The 18,105-nt window shown below is 64.0% G+C and carries 14 protein-coding genes and 1 riboswitch; of the genes, 8 read left to right on the plus strand and 6 right to left on the minus strand.

The genetic code is table 11. The annotated features are described in order from the left end of the window. Positions 1-12: 12 nt before the first annotated feature. The 6 genes from dgcA to IYY11_RS15460 all read left to right on the plus strand — a co-directional run bounded on the left by dgcA (position 13) and on the right by IYY11_RS15460 (position 9,039). On the plus strand, positions 13-996 hold the full coding sequence (gene dgcA / locus IYY11_RS15435) for an N-acetyl-D-Glu racemase DgcA (RefSeq protein WP_196404667.1): 984 nt from the start codon (positions 13-15) through the stop codon (positions 994-996). A 55-nt stretch (positions 997-1,051) separates the two neighbouring features. Continuing rightward, positions 1,052-1,113, plus strand: a riboswitch (Fluoride riboswitch). A gap of 113 nt (positions 1,114-1,226) precedes the next feature. Next, positions 1,227-2,816: an efflux transporter outer membrane subunit gene (locus IYY11_RS15440; protein ID WP_312029737.1), complete on the plus strand. Its 1,590-nt coding sequence runs from the start codon at positions 1,227-1,229 to the stop codon at positions 2,814-2,816. Between the two features lie 81 nt (positions 2,817-2,897). Continuing rightward, entirely contained in the window at positions 2,898-4,046 is a 1,149-nt protein-coding gene (locus IYY11_RS15445) for an HlyD family efflux transporter periplasmic adaptor subunit (RefSeq protein WP_246720020.1), read from the plus strand. 120 nt (positions 4,047-4,166) lie between these two features. Further along, positions 4,167-6,728, plus strand: coding sequence for a plasma-membrane proton-efflux P-type ATPase (locus IYY11_RS15450; RefSeq protein ID WP_196404669.1), 2,562 nt, complete (start codon positions 4,167-4,169; stop codon positions 6,726-6,728). Positions 6,729-6,760: 32 nt separating this feature from the next. Continuing rightward, a complete protein-coding gene (locus IYY11_RS15455; RefSeq protein WP_196404670.1) occupies positions 6,761-7,615 on the plus strand; it encodes a polyphosphate kinase 2 family protein in 855 nt (284 codons plus the stop codon). Further along, positions 7,612-9,039, plus strand: a complete 1,428-nt coding sequence (locus IYY11_RS15460; RefSeq protein ID WP_196404671.1) for an MFS transporter — start codon at positions 7,612-7,614, stop codon at positions 9,037-9,039. The genes IYY11_RS15455 and IYY11_RS15460 overlap by 4 nt, the downstream gene beginning before the upstream one ends. Positions 9,040-9,228: 189 nt before the next feature. Here the strand turns inward: IYY11_RS15460 and IYY11_RS15465 are convergent, their stop codons facing one another. The 6 genes from IYY11_RS15465 to IYY11_RS15490 all read right to left on the minus strand — a co-directional run bounded on the left by IYY11_RS15465 (position 9,229) and on the right by IYY11_RS15490 (position 14,736). Beyond that, positions 9,229-9,609, minus strand: a complete 381-nt coding sequence (locus tag IYY11_RS15465) for a cytochrome C oxidase subunit IV family protein (protein ID WP_196404886.1) — start codon at positions 9,607-9,609, stop codon at positions 9,229-9,231. Positions 9,610-9,629: 20 nt separating this feature from the next. Further along, on the minus strand, positions 9,630-10,289 hold the full coding sequence (locus IYY11_RS15470) for a heme-copper oxidase subunit III family protein (protein WP_246720039.1): 660 nt from the start codon (positions 10,287-10,289) through the stop codon (positions 9,630-9,632). 81 nt (positions 10,290-10,370) lie between these two features. After that, the gene (locus IYY11_RS15475; protein ID WP_196404673.1) at positions 10,371-11,081 is read right to left on the minus strand and encodes a cytochrome c oxidase subunit 3; all 711 of its coding nucleotides are present in this window, start codon (positions 11,079-11,081) and stop codon (positions 10,371-10,373) included. Continuing rightward, positions 11,078-12,844, minus strand: coding sequence for a cbb3-type cytochrome c oxidase subunit I (locus IYY11_RS15480; protein WP_196404674.1), 1,767 nt, complete (start codon positions 12,842-12,844; stop codon positions 11,078-11,080). Before IYY11_RS15480 ends, IYY11_RS15475 begins: the two co-directional genes overlap by 4 nt. Positions 12,845-12,959: 115 nt before the next feature. After that, complete coding sequence (locus tag IYY11_RS15485) at positions 12,960-13,787, minus strand: cytochrome c oxidase subunit II (protein ID WP_196404675.1); 828 nt, start codon at positions 13,785-13,787, stop codon at positions 12,960-12,962. 238 nt (positions 13,788-14,025) lie between these two features. Beyond that, complete coding sequence (locus tag IYY11_RS15490) at positions 14,026-14,736, minus strand: invasion associated locus B family protein (RefSeq protein WP_196404887.1); 711 nt, start codon at positions 14,734-14,736, stop codon at positions 14,026-14,028. A gap of 485 nt (positions 14,737-15,221) precedes the next feature. On the opposite strand from IYY11_RS15490, the gene IYY11_RS15495 reads away from it, so the two are divergent. Both IYY11_RS15495 and IYY11_RS15500 read left to right on the plus strand, forming a co-directional pair. Continuing rightward, positions 15,222-16,934: an extracellular solute-binding protein gene (locus tag IYY11_RS15495; protein ID WP_246720022.1), complete on the plus strand. Its 1,713-nt coding sequence runs from the start codon at positions 15,222-15,224 to the stop codon at positions 16,932-16,934. A gap of 177 nt (positions 16,935-17,111) precedes the next feature. After that, positions 17,112-18,104, plus strand: a complete 993-nt coding sequence (locus IYY11_RS15500; protein WP_196404677.1) for an SPFH domain-containing protein — start codon at positions 17,112-17,114, stop codon at positions 18,102-18,104. The last annotated feature ends 1 nt before the right edge of the window (position 18,105 follow it).

The raw sequence follows: 18,105 nt of genomic DNA on the forward strand, positions 1-18,105 counted from the left end.
CCGGAGAGAGCTTTGAAGCGAAAATTGTCTGTCGCCATAGAGACTTACCCGATCGCCGGCAGCTTTGTGATTTCGCGGGGCGCCAAGACCGAAGCCGTGGTCGTGACCGCGACCTTGGTTCAAGGCGGCAGCGTCGGTCGGGGCGAATGCGTTCCCTACGCCCGCTATGGCGAAAGCGCCGAAAGCGTTGTCGCCACAATTGAAGGCGCGCGCGAGGCTCTCGAAGCCGGCGCCGATCGCGACGCTCTGCAACGCCTGCTGCCGGCGGGGGCGGCGCGCAATGCGCTCGATTGCGCCCTCTGGGACCTTGAAGCCAAGCTTTCGGGCGTTCCCGCCCATGTCGCGGCAGGTTTCAAGACGCTCTCGCCGCTTGTGACGGCCTTCACGATCTCGCTCGGCGCGCCCGATCAGATGCGCGCCGCGGCGGAGAGGGCGGCCGACCGGCCGCTCTTGAAGATCAAGCTCGCCGGCGAGGGCGACGAGGCGCGCCTCGCCGCGGTGCGCGCGGGCGCCCCCAACTCAGCCCTCATCGTCGACGCCAATGAAGCATGGGCGGCGGAAACCCTTCCCCGCCAGCTCGCCGCCTGCGCCGATTACGGCGTCTCGCTCGTTGAACAGCCTCTGCCAGCGGGTCGGGACGCCATCCTCGCGACCATGTCCCGCCCGGTGCCGATCTGCGCCGACGAAAGCGTGCACGACCGCGCCTCGCTCGCGCCGCTCAAGGGCCGCTACGACGCAATCAACGTCAAGCTCGACAAGACCGGCGGCCTGACCGAAGCGCTGGCGCTGGCGCGCGCGGCGCGGGAGATGGGCTTTTCGGTCATGGCGGGCTGCATGGTGGGAACGTCGCTCGCCATGGCGCCGGCTGTCCTGGTGGGGCAGATCGCCTCCTTCGTCGACCTCGACGGGCCTCTGCTTCTGGCCCGCGACCGCGCTCCTGGGCTGTGCTATGAGGGATCGACTCTCATGCCGCCGGCGCCGGAGCTCTGGGGATAGCCCGCGAGGCTGCCCTCTGGACTTATTGACCGGTAGCTAAGTCGTAAACTAAGTTTTAACGGATGGGGATGGGGTTCCCCCGATAACCGCCGAAAGGCTGATGACTCCTGCGAACTCGCCGCCGCGCTCTTAGATCGCTGGCGCAGGGTAGGAGTGTCCTATTAGTGAGAGAACCCGCAGCCCGTCGTGCGCCTTGCCGCCTTCGCCCTTGCCGCCTTCGCCCTGGCCGCGTGAGCGTCGCCGCCTGGGGCATCGGCGTGATTCGGCTCGGGACCCCACGTCGATGGCTGTGCTGCGGACCCCCTATCGCGCTTTTTCTCGCCGGCTGCGCGCCCACGACGCCGGTGGAGCGCGCCCAATTTCTCGGCGCGCCGGCCATGGAGCGCACGCTGGCCAGATCCGGGCTGAAAGCCGCCGCTGGCGAAACGGCTTGGCCCCGCGAGGAATGGTGGCGCGCTTTCCGCAGCGCGGAGCTTGACGGCGTCATCGACAAGGCGTTGCACGACAATCAAAGCCTCAAGAAAGCGGAAGACACTCTCCGCGGCGCGGACGCCATCGTACAGGTCGCCGGCGCGAGGCTGCTGCCGGAAGTCCAGGCGACCTTCGGGATGCGGCAATCCCGCAATCCGCAGCATGGCGTCGTAGCCTCCTACAATCCGGCGCAGGGCGGATTGCAGAAGACCATGGCCTTCATCAATCCGCTTGCGCTGACCTGGGAGCTGGATTTCTGGCAGAAAAACCGGGCTCTGCTCGACTCGGCGATCGGCGAGTCGGCGGCGCAAGAGGCCGAACTGGAGCAGGCGCGCCTGCTGCTGACCGCCTCGGTCGCGCGCGCCTATCTGCGCGGCTACGCCGCGGCGCGCCAGCTCGAGGTCGCCAGAGCGTTGACGCGTCTGCGCCGCGATTTGGTTGCGCTTGCTGAAACCCGCTATCGCACCGGACTCGACTCCTTGGACGGGGTGCAGATCGCCCGCGCCGAATACGAAAACGCCGTCCGGCGCGAAGCGGCCGCGCAGGCGCTGGTGACGCTGCAGAAGGATGCGCTCGCTCGGCTGATGGGCGAAGGGCCCGACGCCGCGCGCGACCTTTACGCCGGCCGGAACGCGCCTGCGCCGGCGTCGCCGCCGCTGCCACGAAGCCTGCCGCTTGAACTGCTCGCGCACCGCCCCGATCTCGCCGCCGCGCTGCGCCGCGCCGAGGCGGCGGCGGCCCGGGTTCACGTCGCCAAAACGATGTTTCTTCCCTCGATCGACCTTGCGATCGCCGGCGGCTTCGAAGGCTCGGTGACCTCGACGAAGATCAGCAAACTCGCGGGCTATCTCTTCACGCCCTCGGCGATCGGCTACGCGATCTCGCCCGGACTGCGCCTGCCCCTTTTTCAGGGCGGCCGCCTCAGCGGCAATCTGGAGTTTCAGCGCGCCGATTATGATCAGGCGGTCGACTCATATAATGAGACGCTGCTGCAAGCGGCGCAGCAGGTCGCCGACGCCATCGCCAATCTCAAGCGCGCGCGCGCCGAATATGAGGCGCAAAGCCGGTACCTGCGCGCGGCGCGCGTGCAATATGACCTCGCGCAGTCGCGGCTGCGCGACGGCATGAAGGATCGCCGCGAAACCGTCGCCGAGCGTGTTGATCTTCTCGAGTCCGGCTTCGCGCAGCGCGCGCTTGAAGGCGACAGGCTGATCGCCGCCGTCGACTTGTATCAGGCGCTGGGCGGCGGCTATGCCGATGGTCCGCCGCCGGCCGCGCCGAAGCCGGCGCCCGAAACCGACCCTTTGACGCCGGCCGTCGAGACGATCCAGTCGCTTGGCGGCGGCTGAACGCGCCACGCCTTAACAGAAGAACGCGAACCCCCATCGATGGCGCTGTCCCGCAAAAGCATCCGCTCCCGCAGAGAATTTTTGCTCAAGATCGTCATTGCGGCGGTTGTTGTCGGCGCGCTGGTCGCGTTCTCACGATGGTTTTTTTACGACCGCGACTGGGTGACGACGGATAACGCCTTCATCACCGGCAACATCATCCCGGTGCAGGCGGACGCGACGGGAGTCGTGGCCGCCGTGCTCGCTGAAGAAACGCAGCTCGTCAAGAAAGGCGACGTGCTCGTTCGCCTCGACGGCCAACGCGCAAGAGCGGCGCTCGCGCAGGCGGAGGCCGAACTCGGCCGCGCGGTTCGCGCCGTCGGCGCGCTTTACGCGCAGCGCCGCCAGATCTGCCAGAAGGTCATTTCCCGCGCCGCGCTTCGCGACAGAACGCGCCATGATCTCGCAAGATACCGCGAAGCGACGCTGAGCGGCGCCGCGTCGCGACAGGTGCTGCAGAATACCGAGGACCAGCTCGCCGCGCTGGAAGCCGATCTGCGAGAAGCGCAGGCGGAATATCAGTCGGTCGAGGCGCGCGTCGTCGGCGTGACGCGGATGAACCATCCCGACATCGAGGCCGCCAAGGCGCGATACAATGACGCTTACGTCGAGTTCGTGCGCCAGAACATCCGGGCGCCGGCGACCGGCTATGTCGCCAAACGCAGCGTTCAGGTCGGCAAGCGGGTGCGCCCCGGCGACGCCATTCTCAATATCGTGCCGCTCGACCATCTCTGGGTCGAAGCGAATTTGTGGGAAAACAGGATGGCTCGGGTTCGTCCCGGGCAGGCGGCGATCATCAAGGTCGATCTCTACGGATCTGAACAGATCTACCATGGAGAAGTAGCGGGACTTGTTCCGGGCTCCGGCGCCGTCTTCGCGGCTCTGCCCCCCGATAACGCGACCGGCAACTTCATCCGCATCGTTCAGCGCATTCCGGTGCGCATCGCCCTGCGGGCGGACGAACTCGAGAAACAGCCCTTGCGTCCCGGCCTGTCGACCGTCGCCTCGATCAATGTGTCCGGACCGCTGCAATCGCCCAATCACTCGATCGTCAAGACGACGACGAATGAATATCTGACCGACGTCTATGACAAGGATCTCGCAGATGCGAAGACGCGCGCCGACAAGATCGTGAAGGATAACGCCATGGGCGCGGCGCAGGACGGCGCCGCCTGCACAGCCGCCGAATAGACTGTGCACGGTTAATTTCGACTCGCGCTTGCCTTTTTGAGCGAATCTATTGGCGTGACTCGGATCACGCCGTAAGATTCGGTTCGGATATTTTTTGGCTATGTGATGGGGAGAGCAAGCATGCCGGACGTCAGCGCGAAACCGCCGGCCGGCCAATCTTCGCCAGCGCTTTCCCTCGATCCGGCCCAGGTCAAAATCTCGCAGCGGCTTGAGACGCTGAAGACGACAGAGAGCGGTCTCACCGCCGCCGAAGCGGCGCGGCGGCTCGCGGAATACGGCCCAAACGCGCTAGAGGATAAGACCGAAAGCAAGTGGCGCCGTCTGCTCAACTATTTCTGGGGGCCGCTGCCGTTTCTCATCGAAGCCGCCGCGGTCATTTCCGCCGTGCGGCGGGACTGGCCGGATTTCGGCGTCGTCGCCGGTCTTCTCCTCTATAACGCCGTGGTCGGATTCTGGCAGGACAACAAGGCGGCGAATGCGCTCGCGGCCTTGAAGAAAAACCTCGCGCCCCGCGCGCGCGCGCTGCGCGACGGCGCCTGGATCACGATTCCCGCCGCCGAACTGACGCCGGGCGATATTGTCAGCGTCGCCGCCGGCCAAATCATCCCCGCCGATCTCCTGCTCATCGAAGGCGATTATTTGAGCTGCGATCAGGCGGCGCTCACCGGCGAATCGCTGCCCGTCTCCAAGAAAATCGGCGACGACGCCTATGCGGGCGCAATCGCCAAACAAGGCGCCATGACTGGCGTGGTTACGGCGACGGGCGGCCGCACCTTCTTCGGGCGCACCGCGAAGCTGGTCGGCGCCGCCGGCGCCGTTTCGCATTCGCAGCGCGCGGTGACGGAGGTCGGCGATTTTCTCCTCGTGCTCGCATTTTTTCTGGCGCTGATCCTCGTCGGCGCGCAGCTCTATCGGGAAGTCATCGCGCCGGACGATTGGAGCTGGGATCGCGTCGGCGCCATCGCCCAATATGTGCTGGTGCTGCTGATCGCATCGATTCCGGTCGCGCTGCCGGCGGTCATGTCGGTGACGATGGCGATCGGCGCCTATACGCTCTCCCTGCAAAAGGCCATTGTTTCGCGCCTGAACGCGATCGAGGAGCTTGCCGGAGTCGACGTGCTGTGCAGCGACAAAACCGGCACGCTGACGATGAACAAGCTCACGGTGCAAAGCGCCATTTCCTATGGCGCGTTCAAGAGCGACGACGTGTTGCTCTTCGCTGCGCTGGCGACGCAAAAAAGCAGCGAAGACGCGATCGACCTTGCCGTGATGGCGGCGCTGCCGGCGCATGATGCGCTCGACAGTTTCAAGCAGAAGGCCTTCACGCCGTTCGATCCCGTCAGCAAACGCACCATCTCGACAGTCGCGGACGGCTCTGGCGGCGTTCGCCATTACGCCAAGGGCGCGCCGCAGGCGATATCCGCGCTGGTGCGGCCCGACTCGCAGACGTTGCAGCGCTATCAGAACGAGGTGGCTGCGCTCGCGGTCAAAGGCCAACGCGCGCTGGGCGTCGCCATGTCGGAAGATGGCGCGCGGTGGCAACTGGTCGGATTGATCTCGCTGATGGACCCGCCGCGCGCCGACGCCAAGACGACAATCGCCGAGGCGCGCGGGCTCGGCCTGGAAGTCAAGATGGTGACCGGCGATGACGTCGCCATCGGCGATGAGATCGCCGCGCAGCTCGGCATGGGTTCGCATCTTCTCGTCGCGAGCGATGTCTTCAAAGGGAACGTCACGGCCGGCGCTCTGCCGCGCAGCGTCGTCGACGCGGTCGAGCGGGCCGATGGATTCGGCAGAGTGTTCCCGGAACACAAATATGAGATCGTCAAGGCGCTTCAGTCGGTCGGCCATATCGTCGCGATGACCGGCGACGGCGTGAATGACGCGCCTGCGCTTAAACAAGCCGATTGCGGCATCGCCGTCAGCGGCGCGACCGATGCGGCGCGAAGCGCCGCCGCATTGATCCTCACGGCGCCCGGGCTTTCGACCATCGTCAATGCGATCCGCGTGTCGCGTCAGATCTTCCAGCGCATCGAGAGCTACATTTACTACCGGATCGCCATGACGCTCGACATCATGATCGTCGTCGTCGCGTCGATTGTGTTTTTCGATTTTCAACCGCTCACCGCCATCATGATCGTCGCGCTCGCGCTCCTCGACGACATCCCGATCATGACGATCGCCTACGACAATGTCCCCGTCGCGCCGCAGCCGGTGAGATGGGACATGCATCGCATCTTCATTTTCGCTTCGCTGATGGGACTGATCGCGGTCGCCGAGACCTTCGGGTTTCTGCTGATCGGCATGCGCTGGATTCTCGACGATTCGCTGCAGACGATGATCCCGATCGATCCCGGCCAGCTTCAGACTCTGCTGTTTCTGCAGCTTGCTGTCGGCGGCCATCTGCTGCTGTTCAGCGTGCGCACCAAAAACGCGATTTTTGCGCCGCCCTATCCCAGCGCTAGACTCTTCTGGGCGATCGCGGCGACGCAGGTCGTCGCCGTGTTGCTCTGCCTTTACGGAGTCGGCGTCGACGCCGTTCCCGGCGCGGCGATCGTCGGCGTATGGCTTTACTGCCTGCTCTGGGTCGTCGTGGCCGAGGGTGTGAAGTTTATCTACTGGCGTCTGGCTGGGCGGCGCGACAAGCACCTGACCGCTCGCCGCGTCGCTCTCGCGGGTTGACCGGCAGCGACAGGTCGAAGGAGGCGGAGCACATGAAATTCGTCAAAAAGTTCCGCGTCGAGCCCGGTTCGCACGTCGATCTCGGATCGATCGATCCAGGTTTTCATGGCGCCTATGAAAATGACGCCGAAGCCGCGCAAGAGTTGCAGCGCAATCTCACGCGCATCACCGAGCTGCAGCGTAAACTCTACGCGGACCGCACGCATTCTCTGCTGATCGTTTTGCAGGGCATCGACAGCGCCGGCAAGGACGGCGCCTGCTGGCATGTCATCAGCGCCATGGACCCGCAGGGCGTGCAGGTGACCGGGTTCAAGCAGCCGACTCCCGAAGAACAGGCGCACGACTTTCTGTGGCGCGTCCATCCGCATGCGCCGCAGCGCGGCTACGTTTCGATCTTCAATCGCTCGCATTACGAAGACGTGCTCGTCGTGCGGGTGCATAAGCTCGCGCCAAAAGAGGTGTGGAAGCCGCGCTATGATTTCATCAATGAATGGGAGAAGCTCCTCGCCGTCGAGAACAAGACGACCATTCTGAAATTCTTTCTCTACATTTCCAAAGAAGAACAGCTCAAGCGTTTCAAGGCGCGGCTTGACGATCCCGCGCACCAGTGGAAGATCAGCGCCAGCGACTACTCCGAGCGCGAAAAATGGGACGACTACATCAAGGCCTTCGAGGCGGCCTTGTCGCGCTGCTCGACCGAACATGCGCCCTGGTTCGTCATCCCGGCAAACCACAAATGGTTTCGCAATCTCGCGGTTTCCAGCATCATCGCCGATACGCTCGAAGATCTTAACCTGAAGCTGCCTAAGCCCTCCGTCGACATCGAGCAGATTCGCAAGCTTTACGATCAAGCAAAGAGCGAAGAGGAAAGGAGCAAAGGCCGGTGACGGCCTCGCCGGTAAACGCCGCCTCGATCTTTTCCGCGCTCGACGAAGCGCCGATGACATGGCGTCATTACGCCTATTGGCTCGCGGCGAGCGGCGGCGCATTTCTGGACGGCTTCTCCGTGTCGGGACTGGGCGTCGCGCTGCCGCTGCTCAAGCGCGACTTTCCGATCAGTCCGCTTTTCGTCGGCCTGATTGGATCGGCGCTGGTGCTCGGCGCGGTCGCGGGGTCCGCTCTCGGCGGCATCGGCGCGGACAGATTCGGCCGCAAGCGCGTCTTCATCGCGGACATGGCGATCATCGCCCTCGCGTGCTTCATCGGCGCAGTCGCGCCGAACGCGCGCTTCATCCTGCTCTCGCAGTTCCTGCTTGGCGTTGGCGTCGGCATCGATTTTCCGACGAGCGGCGCCTATGTGTCGGAACTCATGCCGCGCGCGACGCGCAGCAGAATGACCGTCGCGACGATCGCCCTGCAATCGGTCGGCATGGCTGCGGCGGCTCTCGCCGGCCTCGCTTTCTTGAAGCTGCGGCCGTCAACAGAAGACTGGCGGTTGCTGTTCGGCGCCAGCGGCGTGATCGCGCTCCTTTTCCTGGCCGCGCGCCTATGGGCGCCGGAAAGCGTGCGCTGGCTGGTCTCGAAGGGACGTATCGGCGAAGCGACGGCGCTGCTCAAGACATTATCGATCGAGTTCGGCGAGACGCCTGTGAACCTTGGCGCCGAAGCGGTCGCCCTTGCGGCGTCGAAGCGGGCGTCCGCGTCCAAGGCGCAGGACGTCGGCTATTCAATGCTGTTCAGCAAAGCCTATCGCGCCCGCACGATGCTCGTCGCCTTGCCGTGGATGCTGATGGACGTCGCGACCTATGGCGTCGGCCTGTTCACGCCCGTCATCCTTGGCGCCATGCATCTTGGCGCGGCCGACGCCGGCTCGATCGCCGCCGATTTCGCCGACGCGGAAGGCAGCGCCGTTGTCGACGCTTTTCTCATCATCGGCTTTGTGGCGAGTCTCTGGGCCGTTCCGCGCTTTGGCCGGATCACCATGCAGGTCGCGGGATTTAGCGGCATGGGGCTCGGCATGCTGCTGTTGCTCTTCGCCGCGATGTCGGACAATGGCGCGAATGCGCATCTCGCCTTCGTCATCGGCGGCTTCATGCTGTTCAATTTCGCGATGAACGCCGGACCCAACGCGACGACCTTCACCCTCGCGCCGACGCTGTTCCCGACGGCTATTCGCGCCTCTGCCAGCGGCTTCGCGGCGGCGAGCGCCAAGGTCGGCGCCACTTTCGGCACGTTCGTGGTGCCGCAACTGCAGGCCGGCTGGGGACTCACGGGCGTCGTCGCCCTCATGGTCGCCGTCAGCGTCGCGGGGCTGGTGACGACGGCCGGCCTGGCGCATGCGGTCAATGAGGAGGGCGCGCTCGAGGAATAGCCGCACCCGCTATTGCAGATGCGCGACGAGCGTCCAGGCGCCGAGAAAAACGATCATGACGAGGCAAAGCGCCGAAAGCACGATGAGGATCGCCTTATTGGCGACGCGCTGATCGTCCCTTCGCATTCGCGATTCTCCCCACGGCCCGAGATCGGCGCGATTCATTCAGGCGGAGCGGGCAAGCCTGCGTCACGCGCCGAAAAAGATCACGCGCAGATAGTTGGTGTAGTCGCCTTCCCACGCCATCATCGCCATGAGAACCAGCACCGCCAGCGGCGGGAGCAGAATGGCGACGACCAGCGCCAGCCGCTCCCACGCCATGTGCATGAAGACGGCGACGATGAGCCCCGCCTTCAGCAGCATGAACAGGACGATCAGGGACCATCGCAAATAGCCCTGAAAGTCGAAATAATCGACGAGATAGGAGCAGGCGCTCAGAAAGAAGAGCAGCCCCCACACCAGAAGATAGAGCTTGATTGGATGCTGCTGGCCATGCGCCTGCGCCGCGGGCTGCGCCGCTTGCGCGACAGGCGCATGGCTGTGCGTCGTATTTTCCGTCGTCGCCGTCATCAGTTCCCCCGTCGGAGACGTCACCACAGATAGAAGAATGCGAAGATGAAGACCCATACGAGATCCACGAAGTGCCAATATAGGCCCATGATCTCGACGATCTCGTATCGGCCCTTGCGGCTCGTGAAGAAACCGCGCCGTCCCACGTCATAATCGCCGCGCCAGACGGCGCGCGCGACGATGAGCAGGAAAATCACGCCGATCGACACGTGGAAGCCGTGAAAGCCGGTGATCATGAAGAAGCTCGAGCCGAACTGCGCCGCGCCGAAGGGATTGCCCCATGGCCGCACGCCTTCGTGAATGAGCTTGGTCCATTCGAAGGCCTGCATGCCGACGAAGGCGGCGCCAAAGAACGCCGTCACCAGCATCAAAATTGCAGCCTTCCTGCGCTCGCGCGCATAGGCGAAGTTGACGGCCATCGCCATGGTGCCCGAGCTCGTGATGAGATCGAACGTCATGATGGCGATGAGGATGAGCGGAATTTTCTTGCCGCCGATCTCGAGAGCGAAGATTTCGCTCGGGTGCGGCCATTCCACCGTCGTGGACATGCGCACCGTCATGTAGGAAATCAGAAAGCAGCTGAAGACGAAGGTGTCGCTGACGAGGAAGATCCACATCATCGCCTTGCCCCAGGACGCGCTCTTGAAGGAGCGCTGATCCGAGGACCAGTCAGAGACCATGCCGAGCAGGCTGCTCCGCAGTGTCGTCTCAGTCGTTACATGCTCAGTCGTGACAGGCTCCGCCGTCATAGCGCGTTCCCTTTACGAAAGCAGACGCCGGCAGATGGCGCCGAACCCATCGGCCCAGCCGATCAGCATGGCGAACATCAGCAACCAGACGAACAGCAGAAAATGCCAGTAGATGGCGCAGAGTTCGACGCTCGTCGTCAGCGCCTTGGTGACTCGCACGGCGCCGCGAACCTTGTCGGTGGTTCGCGCAAGAGCCACCAGACCGCCGATGAGGTGCAACGCATGCACGCCCGTCAGCAGATAGAAGAACGCGTTGGCGGCGTTGCTCGAGGCGAAGAATCGCAACTCGAGAAGCTCGCGCCACGCCCAGATCTGGCCGATCAGGAAAAGCGCCGCGGTTACGGCTCCGACAAGCAGCGCCGTCTTGACCCGCTCGGCGTTGGCGCGCCGAGCGGCGACGACCGCGAGCTGCAACGCGACGCTGCTGGCGGCCAGAAGAAAAGTGTTGACCCAGAGCACGCCGGGGATCGGCGGCATCTGCCAGTCGGGCGCGTCGCCGCGCATGAAAAAGGCGGCGGCGAGCAGAGAGAACAGACAGCCGGCGACGGCGAGAAAGACCGCGAGCCCCACTCTCCCGGCTGTCGGCGGCTCGGCGCCGCCGGCGCGACGATAATGCGCAACTTCGCCTTCCTCGAGCCAGGGAGACTCCATCACTCCCTGGCGCACCAACCACATGATGGCGACGGTGGCGATAAAGACGAAGAAGAGCCCCATGACGCTCATGGCGAATGCTCTCCTCTCACCGGCGGCGCGTTCTGCGGCAGATAATCCTCCGGCGCGCCGGGCACGCTATAGGCGTACGGCCAGCGATAAACCACTGGAAGATGTTTACCCCAATTGCCGTGGCCGGGCGGCGTCTCCGGAGTCTGCCATTCGAGCGAAGCGGCGCGCCAGGGATTGCCGCCGGCGGGGGCGCCGTACTTCAGGCTCTTGAACAGATTGTAGAAGAAGATCGACTGCGCGAAGCCGACCGCCAAGGCGATCACCGTGATGACAATGTTGAGCGTGGCGGCCGACGCGGGAACGAAGGCGGTTTCGCCCATCTCGTAAAAGCGCCGCGGCATCCCGAGCACGCCCAGATAGTGCATCGGAAAGAAGATCGCATAGGCGCCAAGGAAGGTGATCCAGAAGTGAATCTTGCCAAGCCGCTCGTCCATCATGCGGCCGGTGATCTTCGGATACCAATGATAGATGGCGCCGAAGATGACGAGCACCGGCGCGATGCCCATCACCATGTGGAAATGGGCGACGACGAACAGCGTCGCCGACAGCGGCACGTCGACGATGACATTGCCGAGGTAAAGGCCGGTGATGCCGCCGTTGACGAAGGTGACGAGGAACCCCAGCGCGAACAGCATCGGCGTCGTGAAATGGATGTCGGCGTGCCAGAGGGTCAGCACCCAATTATAGACCTTCAGCGCCGTCGGCACCGCGATCGCGAGCGTCGTCACCGCGAAGAAGAACCCGAACCACGGGTCCATGCCGCTGATATACATATGGTGGCCCCAGACCACCATGCTGAGCACGCCGATGGCGATGATGGCCCAGACCATCATCCTGTAGCCGAAGATGTTCTTGCGCGCATGCACGCTGATCAGATCGGAAACGATGCCGAAGGCCGGCAGCGCGACGATATAGACTTCGGGATGGCCGAAGAACCAGAACAGGTGCTGGAACAGGATCGGGCTGCCGCCGACATAGTCCTTGCGTTCGCCGAGTTCGACGAGCGACGGCATGAAGAAGCTCGTGCCGAGCGTGCGGTCGAGGAGCAGCATGAGGCAGGCGACGAAGAGGCCGGGAAAGGCGAGAAGCGCCATGACGGCGGCGGAGAAGATCCCCCAAACCGTCAGCGGCATGCGCATCAACGTCATGCCTCGGGTGCGCGCCTGCAGCACCGTCACCACGTAATTCAATCCGCCCATCGTGAAGCCGACGATGAAGAGGATCAACGAGACGAGCATCAGGATGATGCCGTATTCGTGGCCCGGCGTGCCCGTCAGAATCGATTGCGGCGGATAAAGCGTCCAGCCGGCGCCGGTCGGACCCCCCGGGAAGAAATAGCTCGAGACGAGAACCAGGGTCGCGATCAGATAGACCCAGTAGCTGAGCATGTTGACGTAAGGGAACACCATGTCCCTCGCGCCGACCATCAGCGGAATGAGATAATTGCCGAAGCCGCCGAGAAAGATGGCGGTGAGCATATACACGACCATGATCATGCCATGCATGGTCACGGACTGGTAATAGACATTGGCGTCAATGAACGGGATCGCTCCTGGAAAGGCGAGCTGCAGGCGAATCACCCATGACAGCACCAGCGCCAAAATGCCGACGGCGATGGCCGTGCCGGCGTATTGAATGGCAATGACCTTGGCGTCCTGGCTGAACACATATTTCGTGATCCAGCTGTGCGCGTGATAGAGGTCGACGTCCGGCACCTCCGCCGGCGGCGGCGCGACATTCTGGGGTACGCTGGCGTCGGTCATGGAACGATCCTCCCTTCGCCCCTGTCGCGCTTCCGGCGATTGATCGAGCCCCGTCGCAGCGGCGCTCTGTCAGCGGCGATGAATGTCAAAGCGGCGCGACTCGCATCATTGAGCGTCATTGAGCAGAGGCCCGCTTGTCTCGGCTCGCGTCGCTCTTGCGCGACTGCTCGAACGTCTGCTGCGCCGTGCGCCAGGTCTCGAAGTCGGCCTCCGACTCTATGACCATCTTGCCGCGCATCTGCGGATGCCCCGTGCCGCAATAGGCGGCGCAGAGTATCTCATATTCGCCGATCTTGGTCGGCGTGAACCAAAAATATGTGACGACGCCCGGCACGAGGTCCATCTTCGCCCTGATCTCGGGGACATAGAAGTCATGTAGGACGTCGATCGAGCGCAGCAGGACCTTGACCGGCTTGCCGATCGGCAGATGCAGTTCGCTGCTGGCGATCAGCAGATCATCCTGCCCCTTCGGATCGGCCGGGCTCAGACCCATGGAATTGGTGGTGTCGATGTAGCGCACATCGCTCGAGCCGAGCTGGTTGTCGGCGCCCGGCAGGCGGAAACTCCAGCTCCACTGAACGCCCACCGCTTCGATCACCATCGCGTCCTTAGGCACGGTGATGAACTGGCCCCAGACGAGCAGGCCGGGCGCGAGGAGAACGATGACGGCGATCGTCGTGACGATGCCTAGCCAGGCTTCGAGCTTCTGATTCTCCGGCTCATAGGCGGCGCGCCGGCCCGGCACATGGCGAAAGCGATAGAGGCAATACGCCATGAACAGGATCACGGCGACGAATCCGGCCCCGGTCACCAGGAAGGTCAGCGCCATCGTGTCGTCGATGAAGCCCCAGTTCGACGCGATCGGCGTCGCCCGCCAGGGGCTCAATACGTGAAACAGGATCGAACCCGCGACGACCAGGACCATAGCGATGGCGATAAACATGCGTGCTTTGACCTCGCCGATGGTTGTCGATGGAGATGGCCCGGCGGCCTATATAGACTGGCTATTTGCCGCGCGTCAAAGTGACGCTGCCGTTGTGCGCGCGACTCGGCGAATCTCCCCGGAAAAGACGAGGGCGGAAGCGCGACGCACGCACAATTCGCGCGTGAGGCCGCGGCCGTAAAAAAACCCGCGGGGACAGCGTCCCACGCGGGTCCTACGCTCGGGGTTCTTACAACCCTTACTTCTTGGAAGCGGCCGGCGCGGGCGACGTGGCTGCGCCCTTCTGGGCCTCGAGCTTCTTGCGCTCGTCCTCGGCTTTCTTCTGCAGCTCTTCCTGCAGCTTCTTTTGCTGCTCTTCGAGGACCTTCGGGTCGACGGCCGGGCCGTCGAAGGCTTTGCCGAAATTGGCGAGCGGCAGATAGAAGGTGACTTCGCCGTTCGCCTGATTCTTAACGACCACCGTCATCTTTTCGGCCTTCTTCATGCCGTCGACGACCGTCTTCTTGACCTTCGCCTCGGCGAAGCAGCCATTCGGGAAGCAGATTTCGAACGCGCCGCTTTCCGGCGCTCCCTTATCGATCGAAAAGCGGAAGCCGGGTTTCAGCATGAGGCCCGGCGGCAGCAGCAGGCGGATGATCTTTTGATCGTCGCCCTTGGGATCGTAGATCGCCAGCGCGAGCAGCGGCTGAGGCGCCTCGCCCTCCTTCGCCGACACGCCGAAGTCGCGCGTCGTGTAGCACATTTCCTTTTTGGTCTGGGGATCAGTGCCGCAAACCTTGGTCCAGTCCGGCTGGACAGCGACGAGCTCGGCGGCAATCGGCCCCTGAGGCTGCTGCTGCTGCTGCGCTGCGCCGGCCGCCGGCGCCTGCTGAGCCAATGCGCCGCCGCCGACGAACAGCAACGCTCCCGCAAGGGCGATCGCGCAAGAACGCGAGATATGGGTCGACATCGGAAGTTCCTTTCGATTGTCCTGCTGGCCGGCGCTCTCCGGCTCCGGATAGTTTCGAGATCGCGTCATAACGGGAGCCGCCTTCGCGCCACAGCGCCATGGAACTTGTACCAGCCCGTGTTCCAGCGCGATCGCGAGACGCCGACGAGGCGACGGCACCGCTCTTACATGGTCGCGGCAGTAAATTCCAGCCGGACGGAGCGCTCAATGCTTGGCGTGGGCGCTTTTTGCCCACACCTATCGCAAAAAAATGGCCGAAAACTTAAGCGCGACTCGCTTCTTGCGACGGGACGTTGGATTATGGTCCGCCCATGAAGATTCGCCCGATCTCTGCAAGACGCCCCGCCAGCCGCGGCGGTGAACAGCGAACGCGGGGGCGCCGCTCGCTCAGCTTCGCCCTCTCGCTCCTTATCTCCGCGCCCGCTTCGGGCGCGGCCCCTACCCCTCGAGCGGTCGAAGCGCCCTGCCCGACGCATGGGATCGCCATGCACGGCGCGCCGGCTTTACCGAGCGATTTCCATCACTTCCCTTACGCCGAGCCGGAAGCGAAGAAGGGCGGCAAACTTCGCGTCGGCCTCGCCGGCACCTTCGACAGCCTCAACCCGTTCAATCTCAAGTCGGGAACCGCCGCGCAGGGGCTTGTCGGGAATGTTTTCCAAGGCCTGATGGCCCGCTCGCAGGACGAGCCCTTCACCCTCTACGGCCTGATCGCGCGCTCGATCGACATTGATCGGGCGCGTTCGCAGGTGACTTTCCACCTCGACCCGCGCGCGCGCTTTTCCGACGGCAAGCCGATCACCGCCGAAGACGTGCTGTTCTCGTTCGATCTCTTAAAGACCAAGGGCCGGCCGCAGCAGCGCATCGCCTATGGGCTGGTCAAATCGATCGACGCGCCCGACGCGCATACCGTCCATTATGACCTCTCAGGCGTCGGCGACCGGGAGCTGCCGCTCATTCTCGCGATCATGCCGGTGCTGCCCAAACACGCGACCGACGTCGAGCGCTTTTCCGATGCGACGCTCGCCAAGCCCGTCGGCTCGGGCCCCTATGTGATCGCAGACGCGCAAGTCGGCGCGCGCCTGTTGCTGCGCCGCAATGAGGACTATTGGGGCGCCGACCTGCCGAGCCAGCGCGGATTCTACAATTTCGACGAGATCGACCTTCAATATTTCCGTGACGGCAATTCGCTCTTTGAAGCCTTCAAGGCGGGCCTGCTCGACTATCGCGACGAAACCAGCACGACGCGATGGGCGAGCGGCTACGACTTCCCGGCGCTCACCGAAGGGCGCGTGGTGAAGGAGACGCTGAAAAACGAAAATCCCAAAGGCATGGAGGGGTTCGTCTTCAATACGCGGCGTCCCCTGTTCAAGGACATCCGCCTGCGCGAAGCGCTCGGCATGATGTTCGACTTCGAATGGGTCAACGCGAATCTCTACGCCGGCCTCTACACCCGCACGAAAAGCTTCTTCGACGAATCCGAATTGTCCTCCTCCGGCCGCCCGGCGTCCCCCGGGGAGCGCGCCTTGCTGGCCCCGTTTCCGGACGCCGTGCGCGAAGACATTCTGGATGGCCGCTGGCGACCGCCGGTCAACGACGGGTCAGGCCGCGACCGCGAGATGGCGAAGCGCGCGCTCGATCTGCTCGAGAGCGCCGGCTACCGCATCGAAAACGGCGTTTTGCGCAAGGACGGCGAGCCTGTCGCCTTCGAGATCATGGTCAAGGACCGCAATCAGGAGCGGCTTGCGCTCAACTATGCCGGCTCGCTGCAGCGCATAGGAGTCGACGCCCGCGTGCGCCTCGTCGACGAGGTGCAATATCAGCGTCGCCGCCAGAAGTTCGATTTCGACATGATGCTCGGCCAATGGATCGCCTCGGCGTCGCCGGGCAATGAGCAGCGCATGCGCTGGGGGTCTGCGAGCGCGAACCAGGAAGCCTCCTTCAACCTCGCCGGCGCCGCGTCGCCGGCGATCGACGCCCTCATCGCCGCCCTGCTGGCCGCGACAAGCCACGAAGACTTCGTCACGGCCGTTCGCGCGTACGACCGCGTGCTACTTTCCGGCTTCTACGTCGTGCCGCTGTATCATGCGTCCGACCAATGGCTCGCGCATTCGACCGACATTGCGCGCCCGGCGCGATTGCCGCGCTATGCCTCGCCGTTGTTCAGTCCGACGCTCGAAAGCTGGTGGAGACAGCGCTGAGCATCGAGGCAGACATGCGCCGGCGCACGCCTTCGGCGCGTCTGGCGCGCTAGACGTCATGGGCGCTGAGGGCGCGCCTTCGCGGGAAGGTTCTACCCCTGCGTATGAAAAGGAGCGCCCGTGTCTCTGTCGCTCGATAAGCTTCTCTCAACGCGCCTGTCGCGGAGGGTTCATTCCATGGGTTTCGCACTTTTTGTCGTCGGCGCCGCCGCCATCGGCCTCTTGATCATCGACCGATCCTTCAACCTCGGCCTGCCGATCGGCCTCTTCCAAAATCCGCTGTTCTGGTTCGCCTATGTCGCGCTGCTGGCGCTGTCGACGATGGTGCGCTTCGTGCGCCAGCAGACCGTGCTCGTCATCGAGCGGCTGGGCCGCTACAACCGATCGCTGACCGCGGGCGTCAATTTCGTCTGGCCGATCGTCGAGCGCGTCGCCTACACTTTCGATCTGCGCGAACAGGTGATCGACGTGCCGGAGCAGGACGCGATCACCAAGGACAACGCCACCGTCACCATCGACGGCGTTCTCTATTACAAGATCGTCAACGCCAAGGACGCCGCCTATGGCGCGCAGGACATCCGCCGCGCCATCATCAATCTGGCGCAGACCTCGATGCGCTCGGCCATCGGCTCGATGGAGCTCGACAAGACCTTCGAGAACCGAAGCGAGATCAATGAGCGGGTGGTGCGCGCCGTCTCCGACGCCGCCCAGCTCTGGGGCGCGCATGTCACGCGCTATGAGATCAAGGACATCGCCATGCCCGAATCGCTGCGCCAGTCGATGGAGCGGCAGATGAAGGCCGAGCGCGACAAGCGGGCGACGGTGCTCGAATCGGAAGGCGTGAAACAGTCCGAGATCAACCGCGCCGAAGGCGAGAAACAGGCGGCGATTTTGCGCGCTGAAGGCCAGGCGAAGGCGATCGAGCTGGTGCGCACGCAAATCACCCAGGTCGGCGGCGATCAGGCGGTTCAGCTCGAAGTCGCCAAGAGCGCCATCGAGCAATATGGCCGCCTCGCCAAGGCCGGCAATTCGCTGGTGCTGATGGGCGACGGCGCCGACCCCGCCGGCTGGATCGCCAAGGCGATGGCGGTGCTCAAGGCCGTCAACGCCGGCCCTGCGTCCAGCGAGGCGCAGCAGCGCCGCGCCCAGCCCTGGCGGGAAGCGGAATAAA

Source organism: Methylocystis sp. H62 (genome assembly GCF_015709515.1).
Taxonomy (GTDB): Bacteria; Pseudomonadota; Alphaproteobacteria; order Rhizobiales; family Beijerinckiaceae; genus Methylocystis.

Excerpts from the sequence above, each read along its gene's own strand:
- IYY11_RS15450 (WP_196404669.1), top strand. The coding sequence starts at position 4,167 with ATGCCGGACGTCAGCGCGAAACCGCCGGCCGGCCAATCTTCGCCAGCG.
- IYY11_RS15455 (WP_196404670.1), top strand. The coding sequence starts at position 6,761 with ATGAAATTCGTCAAAAAGTTCCGCGTCGAGCCCGGTTCGCACGTCGAT.
- IYY11_RS15465 (WP_196404886.1), bottom strand. The coding sequence starts at position 9,609 with ATGACGGCGACGACGGAAAATACGACGCACAGCCATGCGCCTGTCGCG.
- IYY11_RS15470 (WP_246720039.1), bottom strand. The coding sequence starts at position 10,289 with ATGGTCTCTGACTGGTCCTCGGATCAGCGCTCCTTCAAGAGCGCGTCC.
- IYY11_RS15475 (WP_196404673.1), bottom strand. The coding sequence starts at position 11,081 with ATGAGCGTCATGGGGCTCTTCTTCGTCTTTATCGCCACCGTCGCCATC.
- IYY11_RS15480 (WP_196404674.1), bottom strand. The coding sequence starts at position 12,844 with ATGACCGACGCCAGCGTACCCCAGAATGTCGCGCCGCCGCCGGCGGAG.
- IYY11_RS15485 (WP_196404675.1), bottom strand. The coding sequence starts at position 13,787 with ATGTTTATCGCCATCGCTATGGTCCTGGTCGTCGCGGGTTCGATCCTG.
- IYY11_RS15490 (WP_196404887.1), bottom strand. The coding sequence starts at position 14,736 with ATGTCGACCCATATCTCGCGTTCTTGCGCGATCGCCCTTGCGGGAGCG.
- IYY11_RS15495 (WP_246720022.1), top strand. The coding sequence starts at position 15,222 with ATGCACGGCGCGCCGGCTTTACCGAGCGATTTCCATCACTTCCCTTAC.
- IYY11_RS15500 (WP_196404677.1), top strand. The coding sequence starts at position 17,112 with ATGGGTTTCGCACTTTTTGTCGTCGGCGCCGCCGCCATCGGCCTCTTG.